Source organism: Candidatus Accumulibacter sp. ACC012 (genome assembly GCF_907163155.1).
GTDB classification, from domain to species: domain Bacteria; phylum Pseudomonadota; class Gammaproteobacteria; order Burkholderiales; family Rhodocyclaceae; genus Accumulibacter; species Accumulibacter delftensis.
Genome location: NZ_CAJQUC010000009.1, coordinates 256,286 through 276,761, shown reverse-complemented (window position 1 = coordinate 276,761; position 20,476 = coordinate 256,286). Strand labels below are relative to the sequence as shown.

Sequence of the window (20,476 nt, the reverse complement as noted above, 5' to 3'; positions counted from 1 at the left end):
GGGTTCGTGACCGTGAAAAACTGGCTGGGTAGGGAGTACGGCCGGAAAGCGCCGAGATCCGAGTCGAGACCGGCTGCAACGTCAGACAGGCAAGAGGGAGGATTCACGCGCTATTGCTCGGCAGGTCGTGAAGCCGCCCGTTGCCGCCTGCCGTACGCGGCGTCAGGCAATCACGCCATTACAGAACGGTGGTGAAGCCGTAGCGGGCAAGATGTCGAGAAAGCAAATCAGGCGGCAACCCGAGGGAAAACACCATCCGCCGAGACGAGCTCTAAGCAACCAGGACTACAGCGAAGACAGTCGCGCCCCACCTGTATGGCAAATACGTAGCCGACTGGCCGCCACAAGGAGTCCTGTCGCCGGCGCGGAAACATTGGCCTCAGGGTAGAACAGCAAGGCATCCTTGAGTCTCAGGAGGAATTGTTTCTTGAAGTCCAGCAGGCCGCGAGGCGTGTCGCCGTAGTCAGAACCGAACTGAAGCTTCAATGACTGCCAGGGGATGAGGACGCTCGGACGCTGGGTGACACGCAGGACAAAGATGCGGTAGACCAGCCAGGAATAGATGTCCATTGCCATCGGCGACTTGGAAAGCGCGTACAGCACGCGCATGTCGATGGGTACCGGCGACTCGGTTAGGTTGCGAAAGAAATCGTCCGATAGCTTGAGGCGGCTTTCCCACAGCTGCCGATCGTCCGGCCGGTGGGGATCCCAGAAGCCGAATTCCTGATCAGCAATGAGCATGTTCTTGAGGCCGAAGCGTCCGTGTCTCTGATAGGCGATGGACAGCGTCGACGAGAAGAGCCTCACGGCCTGCGCACGAAGCCGCTGGCAATCGCGGCCATCGGTCCGCATTCCCAGCTTGCGCAGAAACTCGTTCTGACTTTTTCCGAGGCCAAGCATCGGAGATTTGGTCTTCACGGCCTCCGTGCAGATCCACGTCAGCAGAAGCCGCGGAACGGTGCCGTAGGGGAGACCGAATCTCGGATTGGCGATGATCGATAGTGACACGGGCCCGCTCGTTCGTTCGAAGCTGGACACCCCGGGGTCACTATGTGGCAAGGTGGTCTGAACCAAGGCCTGCCCCAGGAACGCGAACGAACCCACATCGACCTCGGCAGCGGTAATGTCGGAAGCCAGGGCAGTCAGCTTGCCTGCGCGAGAGAGGCCGCTCATCGATTCCCTCTTGGCCAATCGAGCGTGTCGAAGGCTTGCGGCGATCGAATACCGGGAGTGGCGAGAAGAAGGCTGGCGGGCATGGCTGAATTTGTAGCACCCAGTCTTTTGCGTGCGCGGGGGAAAAGCGCCCAAAAGGGTCACGTTTCGGACGCCGGTGCGGACGACTTGAGATACTGCGGGTTGTCGTCAGGAACGGTGATCGTTGGGCGATGACTCCGAAGCCAGCCAGAAGGCCAACAAGGTCTGCCCGCACTACGCGGGAATGGGGCGTCGATGAAGATCGGCAACGCGGCGTGTTCGGCCGACGGGTTCGAAGCGGCGCAGGTCGCAAAGGTACGTAAAGTGCTGCAAGCCCTTGACCCCACGAGCGATGCTCAACAGGCCGTTCTGACCCCGCCGTTGATCGACCCCGTTACGCCGCCGAACAGCTCAGAATCGTTGAATTGCTCGTGGAACCTGTCGCCGTCTGGGCGCTGGTCGTCGTTAAAATGTCGGCATGACCCGTTCCGAACTCATCGCCTGGATCGCCCCACATTTCCCACAACTGACCACCAAAGACGCCGAGCTTGCTGTCAAAGCGATTCTTGAGCGGATGAGCGAGGCTCTGGCGCAAGGCAACCGTATTGGAATACGCGGTTTTGGCAGTTTTGTACTGAACTACAGGCCACCGCGGAACGGGCGCAATCCGAAGACCGGCTTGGTTGTTCAGGTTCCCGCCAGGTGGGTGCCCTACTTCAGGCCGGGCAGTGACTACGACATCGATTGGAGTGCAGCAAGTGACCTACAAGATCGGGCGAAATGACCCCTGTCCATGCGGCAGCGGCAAGAAATACAAGCAGTGCTGCGCTAGTGGTCGCACGGATTTCGTTGAACCCGAACCGAAAGGCCACGCCGGGGCAGTGGAGCGCGCCATTGACTGGCTCGTAAACAAACATCGCAAGGCGGTCGGTGCGGCCATTGGAGGGATGCTCTACGATAACTTGACCGAAGCGGAACAAGACGCACTTCTTGCTCAGGACCGGCCGACGCAGAGCAGCATTCAACTCAACGCTACGGAATGGCTGTGTGCTGAAGGCCAGATTCTCGTTCACGGCGAGCAAAAGAGAGTATCGGAATACCTGCTGGGTCACGGCGGGCCGCTATTCACGGTGGATCAGCGCAACTGGATCAAGCAACTGGCGGAGCGCCCTTTGCGCTTGTACGACATTACCGACGTCAAACCGAATCAGCAGCTGACGCTGTGCGATTCGCTCGACTTTGACGCGCCGCCAATCGTCGTGCGCGAAAAGTCCGGTAGCCAAGCCTCCATGCTCGGAATACAAATGGGCGCTCGGATCATGGACGTTGCTGATCATCACGAGCTATCTGGTGCTGCCTACGCGTTCACGCCTCGTACCGGACCGCTCGTTGTTGAGCACATGCGCGCGGCCATTGATCGGTTCGACGGGCCAGCGGAAGACCTGCCGGATATGCTGAGCTTCATCATTCGACGGCGCTGGCTCGCTCAATTCTTCGCTCCGATGCCGATGCCAGCGCTCAGGGACGCGCATTCGGGCGAGCCCATTTTGCTGATTACCGACCACTATCGCGTCACGGACTGGGATGACTTGACGCAGTCATTCTCTGCGCAAAGCGACCTCGAAGGCGACCGCGAGTCCGGTTGGAATCGCCTGATCGACTGCGATGACGGACAGACACGCGCGCTCGCGACCGTCAATGTCGAGGCGCGTGGCGACAAGATCACGGTGTTCTACACGACGCAGCGTTACGCGGCCGAAGGTCGCTCCTGGTTCCAGTCACTTGCAGGTGATGCCGTTCAATTTCTTTCCCGTGAGTTGTCCGACCCCGCGGGACTGATGCGCAACGGGCCCGCCGGTCAAGAAACGAAGCCCGCCGCCGATGACCTCGATTTGTCACCGGAAGCGATGGCCGAGCTGATGGAAACGGCTCTCCATGAGATGTACGCTCAGTGGGCCGACGAGCCGATTGAGGCGCTGGCTGGCAAAACTCCTCGGCAGGCCATCGATACGCCCGCCGGGTTGGAGCGTGTGAAAGGTTTGCTGAGAATGTATGAGGCAAAAGAACAGCAGGGCGCGGCCCAGCAGGGCCGGCGGGCCATTTCGTTCCAGTTTCTCTGGCAGTCACTCGGAATTCCGCGCCCCACTGGCAGCGAGTGAGGGCGATTCCCGACACTCGATTGATCCATTCACATCGACGGCTGGAATGAAATAGGCACATGGCAAGCCGAACAGGAGCAGGTCCTGCGAGACCATCGGTTCCGGCCTGGGTTATGCGCTTAACACCGGGGAAGAAGAAGAACGAAGAACAAGTCACGGCTTTGGCGAACGTCCTTCCCAAGTGGAATCCACTCGGTGCCGCCGCACAAGAGCTATCGAACCTTGATAGCTACCGGGTCGAGACGGCAGACATCCTCTTCGGGCTCAAAATACGCGGCCGTTCCGCACGAGCGGAGCAGTTTTCATTGCGGACGTTCTCAACCAGGCGTTTGATCTGCGCCCTGACGCGAAAGGCTGTACCCCGCATGCGAAGGAAATCGTGGCGATTCTTCAACAGAGAGCTTCCTGATCATCGCGCGGTGAACGACTTGATGTGTCGGTAGCCGATGGCGGACATGCCGAACACCCGCCCAATCCTGGCCGCCCTCAAGACCTGCCAGTCATCACCAGCCGTTCTTTCAGCTTCGACCAGCGCCGTTCCACCGGTTTACCTTTGACCCCCATGCCCAGCGCTCTCTTCTGCCCAACCAGCACCGCTTGGCGTCACGAGGGAGCGCGTCAGGCAGCAAGAAGGGCGCGCACACCGGAAGTGTCGGGCTTCGATAAATCGGGATGCGGTTGAAGCATGCCTCCTGGAAATCCTTGCCTTGACGCGCAGGCGTAGCCTCAGCCGCAACCCGAGCGCGCCCGAGCAAAGGCTCTGAGCCTGGTAGCCCACGAAACTCGATCGGCGGAGCCGATGACAGAGACGAGTGCGATGGTTGATGATGGGCACACCGTAGCCGAGGGCGTTGCTCCTCGCTAGAATGATGGAATGTCCAAACAGCCACCGCCCTCAACCCCGGAAATCCACCGCCTCAGGGCCGCCGCAGCGCTCATCCCCATTATCGAATCTGGTCTGGCCGACTCACGGCTTTCCGTCGAACGGGCGGCGCTCATGGCTTCTTTCTGCGAATGGACGGTAGAAAAGCCCTTCGACGATCCGAGCGTGGCCAAGTTAGCGGAAACCGTCGATGTTGGCTTGAAACGCATCAAGATGGCGTTGTCGTCAACCGCGTGAGAGCTCTCGGCCATCGGTTGCGCCACCGTGTGGATTTCGGGCGGAGAGAATAGCAGTAGCACCCCGCAACGCTGATCGACACGGGCCGGGTCACGGTCAGGAGCACCCGGCTGTCCGCGCCGGGGCGAAAGCGGCGTCCACGAGCCGACATGAATCTGGTGTGAGGAAAGCGGGCTCCGGGGCGCGGAAGCTTTGGTTTGAGCACGAAAAGAGAGGGCCGAGGCCCCCGGAGTGAGGGCGATCGGAGCCGGCTGGTAGAGGACGGGCTGTAAATCAGGCGTCGTGCTGCTCACGCATGCGGTAGGACGGTCCTTCGATGACCAGTGTCTCGGCATGATGCAGCAGACGGTCGAGCAAGGCGGCGGTGAGGGTGCTGTCGTTGTTGAAGATCTCCGGCCATTGTTTGTACGCTTTATTCGACGTAATGATTGTCGAACCGCGCTCATAGCGCTGACTGATCACCTGGAAGAGGCCATCGGCGCCAAACTTGTCAATCGGCAGATAGCCCAATTCATCGACGCAGAGAATGGCGGGTTTGAGCAGTCTGGCCATCTCGCGTTTGACCCCGCCGGTGGCCTGGGCGGCGGCGAGAGCATTGACGATGTCGACGGCGGAGGTGAACAGCGTCGTCAGGCCCTGCAGGCAGGCCGCATGAGCAAGAGCGATGGCGAGATGAGTCTTGCCGACGCCGACCGCGCCGAGCAGAATCACGTTGCCATGCGGCGGCACGAAGTCGAGGCGAAACAGATGCTGAATTTGCGCGCGATTGATCTTCTTCGGCCATGACCAGTCGAAGCCGTCGAGCGTCTTGATGCCGGGCAAGCGCGCAGCCTGGATGCGGCGGGCAATCAGCGCCTCGTCGCGACGAGCCACCTCACCGGCCACCAGGTCTTCGAGAAAGCGGCCATGAGACCACGACTCGCGGGCCGCCCGAGCCATCAAGTCGGGCGCGTGCTGAACAAAATACGGCAGCTGCAAACGACCCAGATGCTTCGCCAGAACCGCCTCAGTCATGGTCATAATCGCCTCCTGAATTGTCTTGCGGATGAGTTCCTGTCGGGATGTTCGGATAAGCAGACAAGTCCGCCGGTGGCAGTTCAATCTCCAGCAGATCCTGCCGGCGGATAAGGTGTAGCGGGCTCGGTTCGGGCAATTGGCGGCGACGTGCGTCAATCAGATGGGCGATGTATTCGCTGCTGAAGGCTTCAAAGGCCAGGGCGTCGGTCATCGCCCGCACGACAGCGTCGTCGCCATGAATCTCGACCAGCGCCACGATCTTGCGCACATGCGCCATCGCATTCCCGCGGCGATCGAGCAAGCCCGCGTGATACTTCTCTGCCAAAGGCGTCAGACCCAGAAAGCGCTTCAGTACCAGCGCATCGCGCGCATGCCGACGTTGAGCGATCAAAGCCTTCGGGTGATCGGGGTTCTCAATGTCCTGATGGCGCTCGAACGAACCATGCCTATCCGGTTGCCACAGGTTGAGCCCGGTGACACAATCTGACGCATGTCCGACTATCCGAAGACTCTTCTGGAATTCCAGAAGTATTTTCCCGATGAGGTGGCCTGTGCCCGCCACATGGAACGTATCCGCTGGCCTGAAGGCTTCAAATGCCCGGCCTGTAGTCATTGCGGAGAACCGTGGCGGCTTCTGTCTCGTCCTCGTGTTCTTGAATGCTCGCGCTGCGGCCGCCAGACCAGCCTCACGGCCGGGACCGTCATGCAGGGCTCGCGACAGCCTCTTCACGTCTGGTTCTGGGCGGCCTACCTTGTGACAACCCAGACTCCCGGAATGAGCGCTTTGCAATTTCAACGACAGCTTGGGCTCGGACGTTACGAGACCGCTTTCCAGATGCTGCATAAATTGCGAGCGGCGATGGTTCGTCCGGAGCGTGACGGAATCGGTGGCGAATGGCCGGTCGAACTGGACGAGACGTGGGTCGGTGGCGCCACGCAAGGCGAAGGTCGGGGGTGCCATCACAAAACGTTGGTTGTGGGCGCGGTCGAGGTCCGGCCGCGTGCGAAGGCTCCCGGGCCTGACCCGAACATGCCTACCGGGCAAGCGAAGACCAAACACAAAGGTGGGCACGGTCGAGGTTTTATTGCTGGCCGCCTTCGTCTCGAAGTCGCGCCGGGACGAAGCCGAAAGGAGTTGGAGTCTTTCGTTATCTCGGCCGTATCTCCAGGGTCCGCTGTCCGTACAGATGGGTGGACCGGCTACGACAACCTTACCAAACTGGGATATCGCCACGACCCGCTGGCTATACAAGGCGACCAAGCGAAAACCGAAGCTCACCTGCCGATGATCCACATCGTGTTCGGGAACCTGGATGCCTGGTTGTTGGGTAGCCACCACGGAGTCAGTCCAAAGCATTTGCAGGCCTATCTCAACGAATTCGTTTTTCGCTTCAACCGTCGGTTCTGGCCAATGGTGGCATTTGATAGCGTGCTGGAAATCGCCGCACGGGTTGAAGCCCCGACTTACCGCGATCTATACGATGGCGTGAGCAAGAATCCCGTTTCCGCAAATCATCGCAAACCTGTGGCAACCGGATAGGCATGGAACGAACGACCATGGCGGGCGACCAATTCGCCGTCGTGATAGATACAGACGCGATCCGGATAGACCTTCATCGTCACCGGTCGGCCCGCCAGGCGGGCGGGGACCGAATAGCGATTGCTCTCGAGCGTGACCCGGAACTGTCGGTTGGCACGCACGCTCAGGACGCGGCCGACATCGAACAGGCGGGGATTGACCGGCTGCAGATGAGCGCGTTCCTCGACCCAGAGATCTTCCGGCCGGCGTTGCGTTTCGCGATGCTGGCGGACGTTGGCCACCGTCTCCAGCCACCGCCTGACGGCGGCATTGAGCGCGCTGAAGTTTGGCAGCTCCAGGCCGGCCAGGAAATTGGTTTTCACATAAGCGACACCCCTTTCCGCGCGTCCCTTCTCATTGCCTTTTCTCGGCGCACAGGCGACGATTTCGAAGCCGTAATGGCGGGCGAAATCGAGATAGCGGGGATTAAACTGCACCGGCTCGCCACGCACATGACGCAAGACCGCACTGCGCAGATTATCGACCATGACCTTACGCGGCACCCCCAGGGCAGCAAAGGCGTTGATGTGTGCCGCCAGAAAGTGCTCCATCGTTTGCGAGAGCGTGAACTCGACGTACATCTTCCGGCTCCAGGCGAGCACCATGACGAAGAAGGAAAGATGGCGCCGGGTGTTGCCCACGCTGATCGTGCCGTATTCTCCCCAGTCGACCTGGGCGGCCTCCCCGGGGGCGAAGGCCAGGGTCAGGAAGGCCTCGCGCCGGGGCGGGCGGATCTTGTGGACGTAGTCCTTGACGATGCTGATGCCGCCCTCGTAGCCAGCATCCCGCAGCCGTTGAAACACCTGCTGGGCGGTAAGCGGGTGCGCATCGAGCCAACCGACGATGCGCCCCTTGTAGGGATCGAGCTTGCTGGCCCGCGGGACGGGCGCCCGCGGCGCATACGGGCGGTCGATCCAGTGGCGGACGGTCTTGACGTCCAGGCCCAGGCTGGCGGCGAGTTGTGGGGCCGTCAGATGACTGGCCACCCCCTCGCGAATGGCGCACCACGTCGCATAGTCGATCATAACCGGCCCTCCAGAACAGCGCGCAGCCGCGCCAGACGGGTGTCGACCGGCACGCACTCGGGCACGCTCAGGACCTGGTACAACGGTGCGTCGTAGGCGATCAGGTCGAGGGCGATCAAATCGCGGCGGGCGCGGGCCAGGCGACCGGCATCCATCTGCAAACGTCGGCAGAGGCTGGCCTCGCTGTAGTAGGAAAGGCCACAGGCGTCGGCGACGGTGACGAGAAACAGGTACAGCGCCCAGGCGCAGACGTCAGCCTTCTCGATATAGTGGTCCCGCACCAGCCGATGATCGAGCCAGCTGAAGTGCGCGGGCACCTGCCGCTGACGTTCCGGATTCACTAGCCGCTTCGTCGGACTGTTCATACGAGCCTCCTCGAATGTCCTGTCCCAGTTGTAGCAGCCGGTTCAGGGCCGAGGCGATGTCATCTTGTAACGTGCCGCCCCAGATATGGGCGATTAAGCCAATAAGAACAGTGGGTTGGGCGTTCAAGAAATCTTGTAACGGTGGTGCCAGTTCCGTCGTGGAAGCGTTACAAGATTTCTTCAGGGGCAGCGAGGCCTCGGCTGGCAGGGGTAGTGAGATGTCGGGCTCGAACAGCAAGGTTTCTTGTATCGCGGACTCGGCAAGCGGCGCACGCTTGCGGCGGCTGTATCCCGGGTGCTCCTGTCGCCAGGCCGTCACCCGCGCCACGGCTTCCGCTCCGCGGTGATAGTCGGCGTTCTTGGCGAGCCATTTGGCTTGGCTGGCCCGCTTGCTCGCCGCCTTACACGCCGCCGCCCCGCAATAACACTGATGCCGCGCGTTACGCCTGTCCGGCACAAACGCCTGACCGCAATTCACGCAGGGGTCCTGCTGCTCTCTGCCCATCTCGCCTCCCCTCCTGCCTCATCACAGGACGGGCTACTACACGATCTGGAAAGAAAACCAAAGAAGACCCAAGCAGCGAAGAAAAACCAGCTCTAGATCAAGCCCTCGAAGAACATCAAGAAACCCAAGAAAATCCAGTTTCACGTCCGCCGGTGGCGACCAGTTTCAGGTTGGCCGCGACACCCGGCCGCGACTTTGCTTAAAAACCTTGACTTGGAGCAATCAGCCGTAAGCGGTCACTCGGCTGCGCATCTCACTTTTTTCTGTCTGACCGGCCGCTACGTGGCGCGAAGCAGCCGGTGGGCGCAGGATGGCGTCGGTCGGCAGCCGGCCAGAAGCAGACGTACCGGCCGCGAAATGTGATCCGGCGCGAACGGCGGGTAACTGATCTTGAACCGGACGTCCCGTGATCTGCGGACTCTGACAGTTGTTCGGCCAATGTGGCCGTTAGCCTAATGCGCTGAATTTGGCAGCATTCTGTCGTCTACCTGCCGTTCAGTCTTTGAACACGAGTATTGGATCGAAAGCCGCGTTCTAGAGGATTTCGCGGCTGTTAGCCAGTTGCCGGGAGCGTCGTTTGTCAGCCCCTATTCCACCCCGGAGAATACCGAACGGAGACCTGAACTCGGCACCAATTCGACATGCAGAGTTTTGCGCCCGACAATGACAGACAGCACAGGCCCCTTGTCCCGACGCTTCGCTGACAAGCGCCTCCATTCCGATCTGTCGAGACCAGAAGGATGAGGATGGTCTTCGGGGTGGGTGTGCCATTCACCCAGATAGCGGACGGTACCTTGACTCGCTATCCAACTGGACAGAGCGATGGCTTCGTGGCCGAATGGCATTCTCTCGAACAGGTAGCGAAATCGTTTGTCCCATGCGGTAGGAGCCGTTGCCTGCTCAATGAGCATGTGATTTCCATGGACCGAACCGAGTAGCAGCCCACCAGCTTCGCAGTCAGAATCACTGGCCTGAACATGCTGGTAGAAAGTCTCCAGCGTGGACTTCGAGAAATGCAGCAGCGTTCTGTTGTCGTCTGCCGCCCAAGAACTCATGAACTGCATAAGGGACATTCTCGATCCAGCAGCGGATCGCAATCGGGTGTAGCAAGCTGCTGGGCGCGGTCGATCAACCTCGTTCGCAACGCGGGGGAATAGACCCCATTGACCCAATCAAGGGTCATCTCAGCGCCCAGGCTGGCAGCGTGCACCGACACCGAAGCAGGGAATGGCACGTACAAGCCCTCGCATCCATGGCCTGCCAAAATGGCCGGAAGAGGATCAATGGTAGAACGGAGCTCGCCTCTTCTGTTGCTATGCCAAAGACATCGATAGCACGCATCAGATGCGTTCGTCCTCAGGAGCGCACGGACAGCCGTTCCCGGCCCCTCGATCCAGACTGAAAGCATGGGCATCGGAGGCGGATAGTGGCCGCACAGCCAATGCCCGAGGGCTTCTTCCCCGGTGGCATCTACGAGCAGGTCCAACTCTCCAAATTGGGCCTGCCTGACATCCACAGGCAGCGCGCGAATCTCGGCGCCTAGCGCCAAGCGCTTGAGTTCCTTCGCCATAGCCTCGGCTTTGTTCGACAGAAGGTCTGGGAATCCCAGGCGATGGCGCCCGATGTTTTGCGGGAGAAGGCAATCGAAATCCACCAACGTGAGTTTTCCGCCGCATGTCCCCGCCCCTGCCTTGACAAGCATATCCGACAGATAGCCGCCAATCGTGCCGCATCCAATGACGGCGATGTTCCTCCCTGCAAGCGTTTTTGACTTCGGTATGTTCCGCTGGGCAAGATACCGATCGTCAATTCTGACCACCGAGAGGGGCATCACCTTCAACCCATAGCACGAATCCCTGCGATCTACGAGCTTGCTCTTTTGGACAGGACTTTGGCGGTCGTAGAGAACCGCAAAGCCATAGGTCATCAGCGGAGACTCGATGACGATCAGAACTCCGTTGGCCTTCTTCCTCTCCCCCTCCTTGATACGCTCGTGAATCTTGCGCCGGCACCGGGGGTCAAGAGTGCTCTGCCACGCCAGAATATCCCCGACTGTTTCAGGAGGCCAATGGCTGGTCAAAGGGCGGGGTCGAGCACCAGTCTTTACTCGGTAAGTCAGCACCGTTCTATCGGTGACTTGGTAGCCGAGCGACTTCAGCTTCTCACTTGTTCGATCCTCGTTGTCGGTGATGAACCACAAAGGGCACCCATTGGCCTGCGCGACTATGCAGTTCTGCCGCCCTAAATCCTCGCCCTGCATGTCCACGAAACAATACCAGCCGTGCCAATAGGCGAAGAACTCTTCCGCGAGCTCTTCCATCATCTCTCCCTGCGTGATCTTCCCGAACACGACGGCCGCGCGTTGTAGGCACGCCAGCGACTGTCCGACAGGATCGTAGATGTCCAGAACGACGGTGCCCCTGGCGAGATAGCAAAGCCCGCCATCTGCGCCAAGATGAGGAACCGCTGCGGGTAGCTCAGGAGGGATTTTCAGCAGCCGGATGCGAGGCAAGTCGAAGAAACTGGGGTCGAGCTGGACTTCGCACGGACAACCCTTGTCCGCTTGGGGCGGGGTCAACCGCCCATGCAGCCTGAACCAGCCGTCATCCGTCTTGCCAACAAACTCGAAGCCTCGCTGCTTGAATGCCTCGATCACGTCTGCGACTGCTGCGGTGCTGCTCATCCAGCCTTCGTTCGCCCGATAAGTTCGCTAGGACCAGCAGCGGCGGGAGCCGCGGCAATGGTGGCGGCAACAGACACCACCTTGACCCGATCCGGCTCATTCGGAAAGCGCGGGCCGAACTCGCCTCGCATCCAGATGCAGGCCTGTGAAGGACTGCCTGCGCCGGTTGCTCCGCGCAGCACCTTCTCAAATTCTTCGAAGGCCTTTGCCGCTTTTTCGACACCCGCCTGACCAAGTCGCTCTGTGAGCGACTCGGACTCATCCACGGGGTTGTTCACTCCCGCACGCAACCGGGCCGGCAGTGCAGCGACAACATCCACCAAGGCGAGGTCGTCGCGCCGGTCGCGCTTCTCAAAGACCGGAGCTGCGGCAGCCATCAACAGGATCGAGGCGGGTCCTCCGCTGGACCACCTCCAATCGCGGAAGGCTTTCAGGTAACGAACCACACGCCGGAACTGCTCCCCCTTGGCTTCCACCTCGCCCAGGAACCATTCCTTGACGGGCCTAGGGTCGGATGGCATCCAGTTGCATTCCCGGTGGGCGAGGAGCACCTTCTCGCGAGGCAATGCCGTCCAAGCATCCCGCTCCGCTTTGATCACGGCGTCCATCAGCGAGTCATACCCAAAGCGCCTCATAGAGGCCTCTGCCAGATTGACAAATTCCTGATCGGGGATCGCGTACAGCGGGATGTCAATGTGTGCATAGCTCGCAATGACGATGCGGATGCACGTTGGCTTGTCGGTGACAAGCCTCCACCTCTTTTCCTCGACCAGCGGCTTCAATGCTTCTTCCGCAGCGGCAAAGAACACCGTCGCCGCAGTGCTGGGACGCCTCGTCTGCGAGACGAAACTCATTGGGAGATAGCAGCCATCATCGACATCCGCCTGCTGAGGGCGTTGTGCCGGTGAGTTCAGGGTCTTGTATGCCCATGACCCTTGCGTGAAGAAGCGCGGCTGCGGCACGTCTTCCGTGTATCCGCTTGCCCTCAGCACGCGAGGGATGCCTGAGCGCAGGCAGTCCCTGACAACAGCGCGTGCGCTGGCGATCCATGCGCGTTGCTCAGACGTCAAATCCAGCTCGTCATGCATGCAGGATTCGTCATCAACGGTGGTGAAGAAAAGCGGGCTCAGGTTCAGCATGCGGCCTCCGGAGCATTTTTGTTTGGGCCGTGATAGAAGATGGGAGCGCCGGCCTGGTGCGCTCGAAACGGTTGGAAAAGAGGATCGCCGAGCGCACGCTGCGCCGCGTGGTTGCCGCGATCCTTGAGCGTATTCGTGGCGCCAATGGAGACCCGATCCAGCGACTTCACGTCCTTGCTCTGATCCGGTGTCGCCTTGTCGTCGATCTGGAAGTAGTTGTTCCCCAGCGCCTGCCGCAGCATGTAGTCCACCGACGACTCCTGGGCGGAAATCACGAGGTCGAAGAGCCCCCCGCGCCACTTGCCGAATCCGCGGTCAAGGCTGGCGCCGCCGCGAACGGTCGCACCGATGGTCATCGTGCCGATGGCGAGGACCCGAACCAGCGCATCCTGTTTCGGCGCCAGGAACGTCTTGACTTCGTGCAACCCGAACAGGCCGGGGGCGTTGCCCACCAGCCCCCCGTCCGCGAAGACACCGCGGTCGTTGCGCGCCAGAGGAAAGTAGACGGGCGCGGCGGCTGTCGCCAACGCAACATCGACGATCTTCATGCGGTGATCCAGTTCAAAGGACGGATGGTGCGGTGTTTTGAAGAACTGCCCGCGACCTGTCGAGTAGTTGACTGCTGGCACGAGAACACGATGTTTCAGGTCTCCGATCGTGGTCCCTTGGAAGCGCTCGGTCAGTACCTCTCGCAGCCCTGTTGAGTCATGCTTTGCGGTCAACCAGAACCCCAGGATCCGCCTCGGCAGACTGCGGCAACCAAAGATGCGGCTGCCCTGTTCTTCAAACAGTGCCTTGAGTTCGTGGGCCGGAATTTCCGCAGCCAACCCCAAAGCCAGCATCCCTCCTGCCGATGTGCCGCAAATCAGATCAAAGTGCGAAGCGATAGGACGGCCCAGCGCGGTTTCGAGTTCGGCGAGAACCGTGGCGGTGTACAGGCCGCGATAACCGCCCCCTGACAGGGCGAGCACGTGGTAGGTAGGGATGCCGGTCATGGCACTTCAGCCCTTCGGCGGGAAGGGGTCGTTGCCGTGGCTGTCCTTGTCACGGATACGGCCATCCGGACGATGGATGACGAGTTCGGATTGCTGGTTGCGTGCGATATCCCTCGCTGCGTTAATGGCCTGTTGCTGCGTGTCGTGCACGGAGGTCGCCCGCTGATTGCCGGCTCCCTTGACGGCCCAACCATCCTGATGAGGAACAACATGCTGATTCTTGCCTGCCATGATGGATCTCCTACAGTGGAACTATCGAAGTCCCAGCCGCTCGGCTGGGTTGTCAATGGCCGCCCTCTGTAGCACAATCCGTTGCTCATGCAGACAACAGGAAGACCAAGCCAATCCAATCTGCAGCAGGCGTAAAACCTACAGCCGTTGTCTGGCTGGACAACAATGTATCAGAGCACGTGCGCCGTTGCAACTGGCGCGCGGCGTACGCCTTCGAACATCACCGGGTGTGGAAGGGAAACCGAGGGCTCGGCCCTTCGTCCCTCAACCGCAAGGATCAGAACTCATGCCGCAAACAGGCCTTGGCGTAGCCCTCAAGACGCTACGCGAACGCAGAACGCTCTCCCTGCGTGAGACCGGCCAGCTATCGTCAGTTGACCATGCTTATGTCCACCGCCTCGAAAGAGGCGAGAAAACAAACCCATCGCAAGACTTGGTTGAGAAGCTGTTGAAGGTTCTCAAGCCGGGAGAAAGAGATGCCGCGCTCGTGATGTGGCTGGTTGACCACGCAGACGCTGATCCAAGCCTTGTTGAATACGTGCTACAGGACCCCTCAATCAGCATTGATATCTTTTCGGCCGCTGCTGGTGTCAAGCATCGGGGAAATGCAAGGCCTGACCCCGCGACGCTTATCGCCCGAATCAAGAGGCTTTTCGACGACGACGAGGATGATTGAGCATGGACGAGGCGGATGTCAGGCAGCGAGCGCGCGCGTTTGTCGCGAGAGTCGATGTTTCGAACATCCGAGAAGACCTGTCGCCGTATGTGACGGCTGCTAACGCCAAGGTCAAGAAGGATGAGCTTGGCGAGGGGGAGTCTGGCTATACCGTTACCAAGCCGAACGGGAAGCAAATTATCACTGTGAATTGGCTGGAAACCGAAGAGCGCCAGCGCTTCACTGTCTGCCACGAAATAGCTCATATCGTGCTTGGCTTGGAATCAAGTCACGACGAGGTGCCGTCATGGTCCTATGCAAAACGACATCCGAACGAGATCGCCTGCGACACGTTTGCCGCTGAACTGCTGATGCCCTATCAGCAATGGCTCTCCGCTGTTCCCAAGGAAGAGCCCTCCCTGGAACTCATCCAACACATGGCCGACTTGTTCGGCACATCATTCCCTGCAGCGGCGTCAAGGTTTGCCAGTCTTAGCGACATGCCGTGCGCATTCGTCACCATGGAGCGCGGAGCGGTGCGGTATGCCGCACGCTCCACGGCCTTGCGGCAAGCAGGGGCCTGGATACCTCCCAGGTCGGTAATTCCAGTAGGCTCCGTGGCTCACCGAATCCGCTCTTCAAGGAATAGCGCCACTGAGACGGGGAAAGTTTCACAGGACGTCTGGTTCGACAACTGGGGAAAGGGCCTTGACCTCTGGGAACTTTCAAGACATTACCATCGCATCGATACCACCATCTCCTTGCTATCGTTGGACAACGACGATTTGCCGGAGGTTGAGGTGAACCGCTTCGGCGCACGTGTCGAAGACGATGGAGGCTTGGCTGAACTGACGGGAGAACTGCCATGGCCGGGGCGAAGCCGGCGCCGCTGAAAAGCGATCACAGATTGTGCCGATAGGTATTGAAATTCATCATCCCTCCATGCAGCGTACCCACGAGGTCCGAGATGGAGAATCTATCGCGCGTTCCTACAGGTATTTCTTGAACTTTGCCGCTGCGATGCACACCGCCGCGCCGAGCAGCGCTGCGCTGGGCAGCAGGATCAGCAGCGGGTTCACGCTGACCGGCAGGGGAAACCGGGATAAGACCACGGAATCGCGAACTTCGCTGCCGTTTCGACAGATCCGTCGTCCGTAGTGGCCGGCTGAAGCAACGGAGTTGCCATCCGGCACAGCGCAGCGAGGGGAGTGACCCCTCGAGTATCCCTACCGGCCCTTCGCTCCGCATGCCCCTAACGATCATTGCAGAGCCGGCAGCCACCCCGTATCATGAAACCTATTGAGGCGCGGTCTGCTCGCCGACCAAAGTTAGAGGCACCAGGGGTGGTGCTTGACAGAGGCATCATAGCGGGTCCGCCCGGCTCTTTTCCTGGCATCGCGACGTCATCGTCGGCGATGCTTTTTTGCGCCCCAAGATTGCGTTGTTTCACATTAACGATCATTGCAGAGCCGGCAGCCACCCCGTATCATGAAACCTATTGAGGCGCGGTCTGCTCGTCGACCAAAGTTAGAGGCACCAGGGGTGGTGCTTGACAGAGGCATCAGAGTGGGTCCGCCCGGCTCTTTTCCTGGCATCGCGACGTCATCGTCGGCGATGCTTTTTTTGCGCCCCAAGATTGCGTTGTTTCACATTAAGAAGGTGGTACTGCCTAGCGTCTGTGTAGCCAATGTGTTCTCAATAAGCGTTCCCGATCTAGCAGCCGCCAAATGGCGAGTATCGAGAGCATTTGCCTTAGCGTGCCTTGTTGTCCGTTTTCCGAGGGGAAAGAGCGGTTGCCAGGGGCAGCAACAGCGTCAGCGGAGAGTCGGGCAAAGCGATAAATCCATGATGCCGGTAGAAGGCCTCTGCCGCCTCGTCTTTGGCGTCTACCATCAGGGCATAAGCGGCGATCTCCGAGCGAGCGGCACGGTCGAGCGCATCGGCCAGTAGCGCACCGCCTAGACCTTGCCCCTTGAATACCTGATCGACGGCCAAGCGGCCCATGCGTACCGCTGGCACGGTCGGGTAGCGCGGCAGCTTCTTGGCGGTACTGGCCGGAAGATCGGCGAGCAACAGGCTTGCCGACGCCAAGGTGTAGTAGCCCGCAATGCGTTGCCCCTCAGCCAACGCGACAAAACAGGCGGCAACGCGTCGGCGAACATCTTGAGTGACGTGTTCCTGCAAGTAGCGGTCTAGCGGCTCGGAAGCACTGTTGAACGTCGTTCGGTCATGTGTGGCATCGAGCGGCGCGAGCTGGAACGGCGCGCTACTCACTCAGCACGCAGCAGCTTGCTACGACGAGCGAAAGCACGTTCCAAGGCCGGTGACGGCTGAGGCGGCGACAGCAGCGCCTGAGCAAAGCACTCCTGATCGGCCATGGACAGGCGGATAACTTCGGCTTGCTCGATGGCGCGTTGTGCTGCGTCTTGAACGGCGGTGATCACGAAGTCGGTCATGGTCCGCCCCTGAAGTTCAGCGGCGCGCTTGAGCATCGAATGCAGATCGGTGCTGATCCTGGCTTCGAGGCGGGCGGTGGAAATGGCTGCGGGCATAGTGTTGTCCTCCTGACGCGAAGCGTACGGCACTCTGCCGTACGCGTCAATTCATATTAGCGTACGATTTTTCCGTTTTCTGAGGCGACCCCAAGTAACAAGTAAGAACGCAGATGACAGAAATGTCATTCCCGTGACAGCTTGCCGTCGGTATTGATCATCGATACTCGTAAACGTAATGCATTGCCAACGACGAACCGCTAACCAAAACGAGGAATGGCCATGAAAACTCTGCCCCGCAAGATTCTGATGATCGCCTTGTCCGCTGCGCTGAGCGCACCGCTTGCCTTGCTGGCTGCCGAAAAAGCAACGCCGGCAGACTCGATGCACGACCAGATGCAGACCCGGATGCAGGCCATGCAGGCGCGTATGCAAGCCATGCAACAGACGGAAGGCGCAGCACGCATGCCGATGATGGCGGCACAAATGGACGACATGCAAGCGATGATGAAAGACTTCGGCGCAGGCTGTCCGATGGGCGGCGGCCAGGGCAACATGGGTATGCCGGGGCAGAAAGGGATGCCGATGATGCCCGGCATGCACGGCAGTCAAGCGAAATAGATCCAAGGAAGTCACATGATGCCCTGGCTGAAACGACTCCTGGACAGCTTTCGTGAATGGCGGAAAGCCAACGCAGAAGCGCATGCCAGGTCGACACCACACTCCTGCTGCTCGGCACCACCACCGGGGGCTGGCAGCCACCACGACCATCAAGGAAAAGCATAAGTGAGCAAGACCTTCAGTCGAGCGAGCGCGATTTCCGCAAACCATCGCCACAGCCACCTACAGCTTTGCCTGCTCGCGCTGTTCATCGTAGCGGCGGCAATCAGCCTGCCCGTCGCGGCGCAAAGCATCCAGGTGCCACAACCGAGCCCCGGGCTGATGCCCAACCCGGCAGCAGGCAAGGCCCTCTTCGAGAAAAGCTGCGCGTCCTGCCACGGCGCCAGTCTGCAAGGCAGCGACAAGGGGCCACCGATGCTAAGCAAAATTTACGAACCCTCGCATCACGGTGACGCCGCATTCCAGCTGGCGGTAAAAAGCGGCTCGCGTGCGCACCACTGGAAGTTCGGCGACATGGCGCCGGTTCCCGGCCTGACCCCGGACGACGTCGCACAGATCACCGCCTATGTGCGGCTCGAGCAGCGCAAGGCAGGCATTCAATAAGGCCATCCGCCGTCGTTGCAGGCCAAGCCGGATGTGTTGACCACTCGCTCCAGGGCCTCATCAATCGACAAGTACAGGCAATCAGACACGCAATCACAATTGTCGGCTTCAAAGCGACGCCGGCAGCGCCGACTGACCGGGCTTTAAAACCGCTGGTTTCGTGGTCTCGTAGTGGTGCGCTTATCGTCACGACCGCGCTGCTTCGCCACCGTGGACAGCTACGCCATTTCTGCTTGGAGACCATTGCAAAATGAGGAATCGTTTACCGTTCTCGCTCGCCGTTCCACACCCGCCGCGGCGGCGATTCGTTCAGGGGCTTGTGGCCGGTGGTGTCCTGGCGAGCCTGCCGTCCTTCGTTGGCACCGCTCTGGCGGCTGTCGGCCAGGGCTCGGCAACTGCAGCGCCGGTGCTGTCGGGAGAAAGTATCGATCTTGTAATCGCCGAGACTGCGGTGAACTTCACCGGCACGCCGCGCATGGCGACGACCATCAACGGTTCGATCCCCGCGCCCACCTTGCGTTTGCGCGAAGGTGATGCAGTCACCATCCGGGTCACCAACCGGCTGCCGGTAGCGACCTCGATCCATTGGCATGGCATCATCCTGCCCTACCAGATGGACGGCGTTCCCGGGATCAGTTTTGCCGGCATCGCGCCGGGCGAAACCTTCACCTATCGCTTCCGTATCGAGCAGAGCGGCACCTACTGGTACCACTCGCACTCCGGCATGCAGGAAATTACCGGCATGTACGGCACGATCATCATCGAGCCGCGTGACGGGGAAACGATCCGCGCCGACCGCGACTTTGTGGTGCAGTTGTCCGACTGGACCGATCAGGATCCGATGCAGGTGTTCGCCAAGCTCAAGACCCAGAGCGATTACTACAACTACCACCAACCGACTGCGGTCCAGTTTTTCCGTGACGCCTCGCGCGAGGGCCTGCAAGCGGCAATCAGCAAGCGCCGAATGTGGAACGAAATGCGCATGAGCCCGACCGACCTGGCCGATTTGTCGGCGGCAACGCTCACCTATCTGATGAACGGAACCACGCCGGCGGGCAATTGGACCGGCCTGTTCCGCCCCGGTGAGCGCCTGCGCTTGCGCTTCGTCAACGGCGCCGGCAACAGCTTCTACGATGTGCGCATCCCCGGCCTCAAGATGACTGTGGTGCAGGCGGATGGCGTCGATATTGAGCCGGTGAGCGTCGACGAATTTCGCTTCGGCCCGGGCGAGACCTACGATGTGATCGTCGAGCCAAAGGACGAGGCCTACACCATTTTCGCGCAGTCGATGGACCGCAGCGGTTATGCGCGCGGGACGCTGGCCGTGCGTGACGGACTGAGTCCGGCGGTGCCCGAGCTGGATGCCGTGGAGTGGTTGTCGATGTCCGACATGATGGGTGCGATGGGCGGCGGAATGGCCAGTGGCAGCATGGCCGGCATGGACCATGGGGCAATGGCAGGCATGGCAGGCATGGATCACGGGAAGATGGCCGGAATGAACCACGGCGCGATGGCCATGGATCACAGTAAGCACGGCATGCCGATGGGCGGGCTGGCGACTGCCAGCCAGATCGTGCGCCATGCTCGTACTGAATACGGCCCGAGCACCGACATGCGGGTGGACATGCCGCGAACCAATCTCGACGACCCCGGCGTCGGCCTGCGCAACAACGGCCGCAAGGTACTCACGCTCGCCGACCTGTCGACCATCGGCGGGCCGATGGACCCACGCGGGGCCGAGCGCGAGATCGAGCTCCACCTGACCGGCAACATGGAGCGTTACGCCTGGTCGGTCGACGGCCTCGAATTTGGCCAATCCACCCCGGTGCATTTCAACTACGGCGAACGCCTGCGGGTCATCCTGCACAACGACACGATGATGACCCACCCGATGCACTTGCACGGCATGTGGAGCGAACTCGAATCACCAGACGGCCAATTCCAGGCGCGCCGGCACACGATTCCGGTACAGCCTGCACAGCGCTTGAGTTTCCTGGTCACGGCCGACGCGCTCGGTCGCTGGGCTTGGCACTGCCACCTCCTGTTCCACATGGACGCGGGCATGTTCCGCGAGGTGGTGGTGACATGAGCGC

Annotated in this window: 22 protein-coding genes and 1 pseudogene; 10 read left to right on the top strand and 13 right to left on the bottom strand. The window is 60.4% G+C overall.

All coding sequences use genetic code 11. The annotated features are described in order from the left end of the window. Window positions 1-285 precede the first annotated feature (285 nt). Window positions 286-1,173: a replication protein RepA gene (locus tag QZ648_RS12085; RefSeq protein ID WP_169068380.1), complete on the bottom strand. Its 888-nt coding sequence runs from the start codon at window positions 1,171-1,173 to the stop codon at window positions 286-288. Between the two features lie 499 nt (window positions 1,174-1,672). On the opposite strand from QZ648_RS12085, the gene QZ648_RS12080 reads away from it, so the two are divergent. The 3 genes from QZ648_RS12080 (at window position 1,673) to QZ648_RS12070 (ending at window position 4,473) form a co-directional block, all read left to right on the top strand. Beyond that, a complete protein-coding gene (locus QZ648_RS12080; RefSeq protein ID WP_169068379.1) occupies window positions 1,673-1,978 on the top strand; it encodes an integration host factor subunit beta in 306 nt (101 codons plus the stop codon). Then, window positions 1,953-3,353 (top strand): SEC-C metal-binding domain-containing protein, encoded by a 1,401-nt coding sequence (locus tag QZ648_RS12075; RefSeq protein WP_169068378.1) that lies wholly within the window; start codon window positions 1,953-1,955, stop codon window positions 3,351-3,353. Before QZ648_RS12080 ends, QZ648_RS12075 begins: the two co-directional genes overlap by 26 nt. A gap of 874 nt (window positions 3,354-4,227) precedes the next feature. Continuing rightward, window positions 4,228-4,473 carry a hypothetical protein gene (locus tag QZ648_RS12070; protein WP_169068377.1) on the top strand — a complete coding sequence of 82 codons (246 nt, stop codon included), beginning with the start codon at window positions 4,228-4,230 and terminating at the stop codon, window positions 4,471-4,473. 273 nt (window positions 4,474-4,746) lie between these two features. Here the strand turns inward: QZ648_RS12070 and istB are convergent, their stop codons facing one another. Beyond that, the gene (istB, locus tag QZ648_RS12065; protein ID WP_291997184.1) at window positions 4,747-5,493 is read right to left on the bottom strand and encodes an IS21-like element helper ATPase IstB; all 747 of its coding nucleotides are present in this window, start codon (window positions 5,491-5,493) and stop codon (window positions 4,747-4,749) included. Next, a complete protein-coding gene (locus QZ648_RS12060) occupies window positions 5,480-5,767 on the bottom strand; it encodes a hypothetical protein (RefSeq protein ID WP_291997183.1) in 288 nt (95 codons plus the stop codon). Before QZ648_RS12060 ends, istB begins: the two co-directional genes overlap by 14 nt. Between QZ648_RS12060 and QZ648_RS12055 the strand changes: the two genes are divergently transcribed. After that, window positions 5,759-5,977, top strand: a complete 219-nt coding sequence (locus QZ648_RS12055) for a hypothetical protein (RefSeq protein WP_291997182.1) — start codon at window positions 5,759-5,761, stop codon at window positions 5,975-5,977. The genes QZ648_RS12060 and QZ648_RS12055 overlap by 9 nt on opposite strands. Before the next feature lie 57 nt (window positions 5,978-6,034). Then, window positions 6,035-7,030 carry an IS1595 family transposase gene (locus QZ648_RS12050; RefSeq protein WP_291997243.1) on the top strand — a complete coding sequence of 332 codons (996 nt, stop codon included), beginning with the start codon at window positions 6,035-6,037 and terminating at the stop codon, window positions 7,028-7,030. On the opposite strand, the gene istA is transcribed toward QZ648_RS12050, so the two are convergent. The 7 genes from istA to QZ648_RS12015 all read right to left on the bottom strand — a co-directional run bounded on the left by istA (window position 7,003) and on the right by QZ648_RS12015 (window position 14,012). Next, complete coding sequence (gene istA, locus QZ648_RS12045) at window positions 7,003-8,094, bottom strand: IS21 family transposase (RefSeq protein ID WP_291997181.1); 1,092 nt, start codon at window positions 8,092-8,094, stop codon at window positions 7,003-7,005. The genes QZ648_RS12050 and istA overlap by 28 nt on opposite strands. Then, window positions 8,091-8,459 (bottom strand): hypothetical protein, encoded by a 369-nt coding sequence (locus tag QZ648_RS12040; RefSeq protein ID WP_291997180.1) that lies wholly within the window; start codon window positions 8,457-8,459, stop codon window positions 8,091-8,093. The genes istA and QZ648_RS12040 overlap by 4 nt, the downstream gene beginning before the upstream one ends. 1,092 nt (window positions 8,460-9,551) lie before the next feature. Beyond that, a complete protein-coding gene (locus QZ648_RS12035) occupies window positions 9,552-10,028 on the bottom strand; it encodes a Mov34/MPN/PAD-1 family protein (protein ID WP_291997242.1) in 477 nt (158 codons plus the stop codon). Then, on the bottom strand, window positions 10,016-11,647 hold the full coding sequence (locus QZ648_RS12030) for a ThiF family adenylyltransferase (protein ID WP_291997179.1): 1,632 nt from the start codon (window positions 11,645-11,647) through the stop codon (window positions 10,016-10,018). Before QZ648_RS12030 ends, QZ648_RS12035 begins: the two co-directional genes overlap by 13 nt. Next, window positions 11,644-12,786 carry a CBASS cGAMP synthase gene (locus QZ648_RS12025; RefSeq protein WP_291997178.1) on the bottom strand — a complete coding sequence of 381 codons (1,143 nt, stop codon included), beginning with the start codon at window positions 12,784-12,786 and terminating at the stop codon, window positions 11,644-11,646. Before QZ648_RS12025 ends, QZ648_RS12030 begins: the two co-directional genes overlap by 4 nt. Further along, the gene (locus QZ648_RS12020) at window positions 12,780-13,781 is read right to left on the bottom strand and encodes a CBASS cGAMP-activated phospholipase (RefSeq protein ID WP_291997177.1); all 1,002 of its coding nucleotides are present in this window, start codon (window positions 13,779-13,781) and stop codon (window positions 12,780-12,782) included. The genes QZ648_RS12025 and QZ648_RS12020 overlap by 7 nt, the downstream gene beginning before the upstream one ends. Window positions 13,782-13,787: 6 nt before the next feature. Beyond that, window positions 13,788-14,012 (bottom strand): DUF2188 domain-containing protein, encoded by a 225-nt coding sequence (locus QZ648_RS12015; RefSeq protein WP_291997176.1) that lies wholly within the window; start codon window positions 14,010-14,012, stop codon window positions 13,788-13,790. Window positions 14,013-14,298: 286 nt separating this feature from the next. Between QZ648_RS12015 and QZ648_RS12010 the strand changes: the two genes are divergently transcribed. Together QZ648_RS12010 and QZ648_RS12005 are read left to right on the top strand one after the other, a co-directional pair. After that, complete coding sequence (locus tag QZ648_RS12010; RefSeq protein WP_291997175.1) at window positions 14,299-14,688, top strand: helix-turn-helix transcriptional regulator; 390 nt, start codon at window positions 14,299-14,301, stop codon at window positions 14,686-14,688. 2 nt (window positions 14,689-14,690) lie between these two features. Then, a complete protein-coding gene (locus QZ648_RS12005) occupies window positions 14,691-15,560 on the top strand; it encodes an ImmA/IrrE family metallo-endopeptidase (RefSeq protein ID WP_291997174.1) in 870 nt (289 codons plus the stop codon). Between the two features lie 96 nt (window positions 15,561-15,656). Here QZ648_RS12005 and QZ648_RS12000 read toward each other — a convergent pair. The 3 genes and pseudogenes from QZ648_RS12000 to QZ648_RS11990 form a co-directional block, all read right to left on the bottom strand. Next, window positions 15,657-15,758 (bottom strand): annotated as a pseudogene (locus QZ648_RS12000) (DUF4400 domain-containing protein); the annotation flags it as partial. Window positions 15,759-16,419: 661 nt separating this feature from the next. Further along, on the bottom strand, window positions 16,420-16,941 hold the full coding sequence (locus QZ648_RS11995) for a GNAT family N-acetyltransferase (protein ID WP_291997173.1): 522 nt from the start codon (window positions 16,939-16,941) through the stop codon (window positions 16,420-16,422). Then, window positions 16,938-17,219, bottom strand: coding sequence for a DUF1778 domain-containing protein (locus QZ648_RS11990; RefSeq protein WP_291994677.1), 282 nt, complete (start codon window positions 17,217-17,219; stop codon window positions 16,938-16,940). The genes QZ648_RS11995 and QZ648_RS11990 overlap by 4 nt, the downstream gene beginning before the upstream one ends. Before the next feature lie 222 nt (window positions 17,220-17,441). Here QZ648_RS11990 and QZ648_RS11985 point away from each other — a divergent pair, with 222 nt between their 5' ends. From QZ648_RS11985 to QZ648_RS11975, 3 genes are all read left to right on the top strand, one after another. Further along, on the top strand, window positions 17,442-17,780 hold the full coding sequence (locus QZ648_RS11985) for a hypothetical protein (protein ID WP_169065288.1): 339 nt from the start codon (window positions 17,442-17,444) through the stop codon (window positions 17,778-17,780). Between the two features lie 165 nt (window positions 17,781-17,945). Continuing rightward, on the top strand, window positions 17,946-18,383 hold the full coding sequence (locus QZ648_RS11980; RefSeq protein WP_291997172.1) for a c-type cytochrome: 438 nt from the start codon (window positions 17,946-17,948) through the stop codon (window positions 18,381-18,383). A gap of 250 nt (window positions 18,384-18,633) precedes the next feature. Further along, window positions 18,634-20,472 (top strand): copper resistance system multicopper oxidase, encoded by a 1,839-nt coding sequence (locus QZ648_RS11975; protein ID WP_291997171.1) that lies wholly within the window; start codon window positions 18,634-18,636, stop codon window positions 20,470-20,472. Window positions 20,473-20,476: the final 4 nt, after the last annotated feature.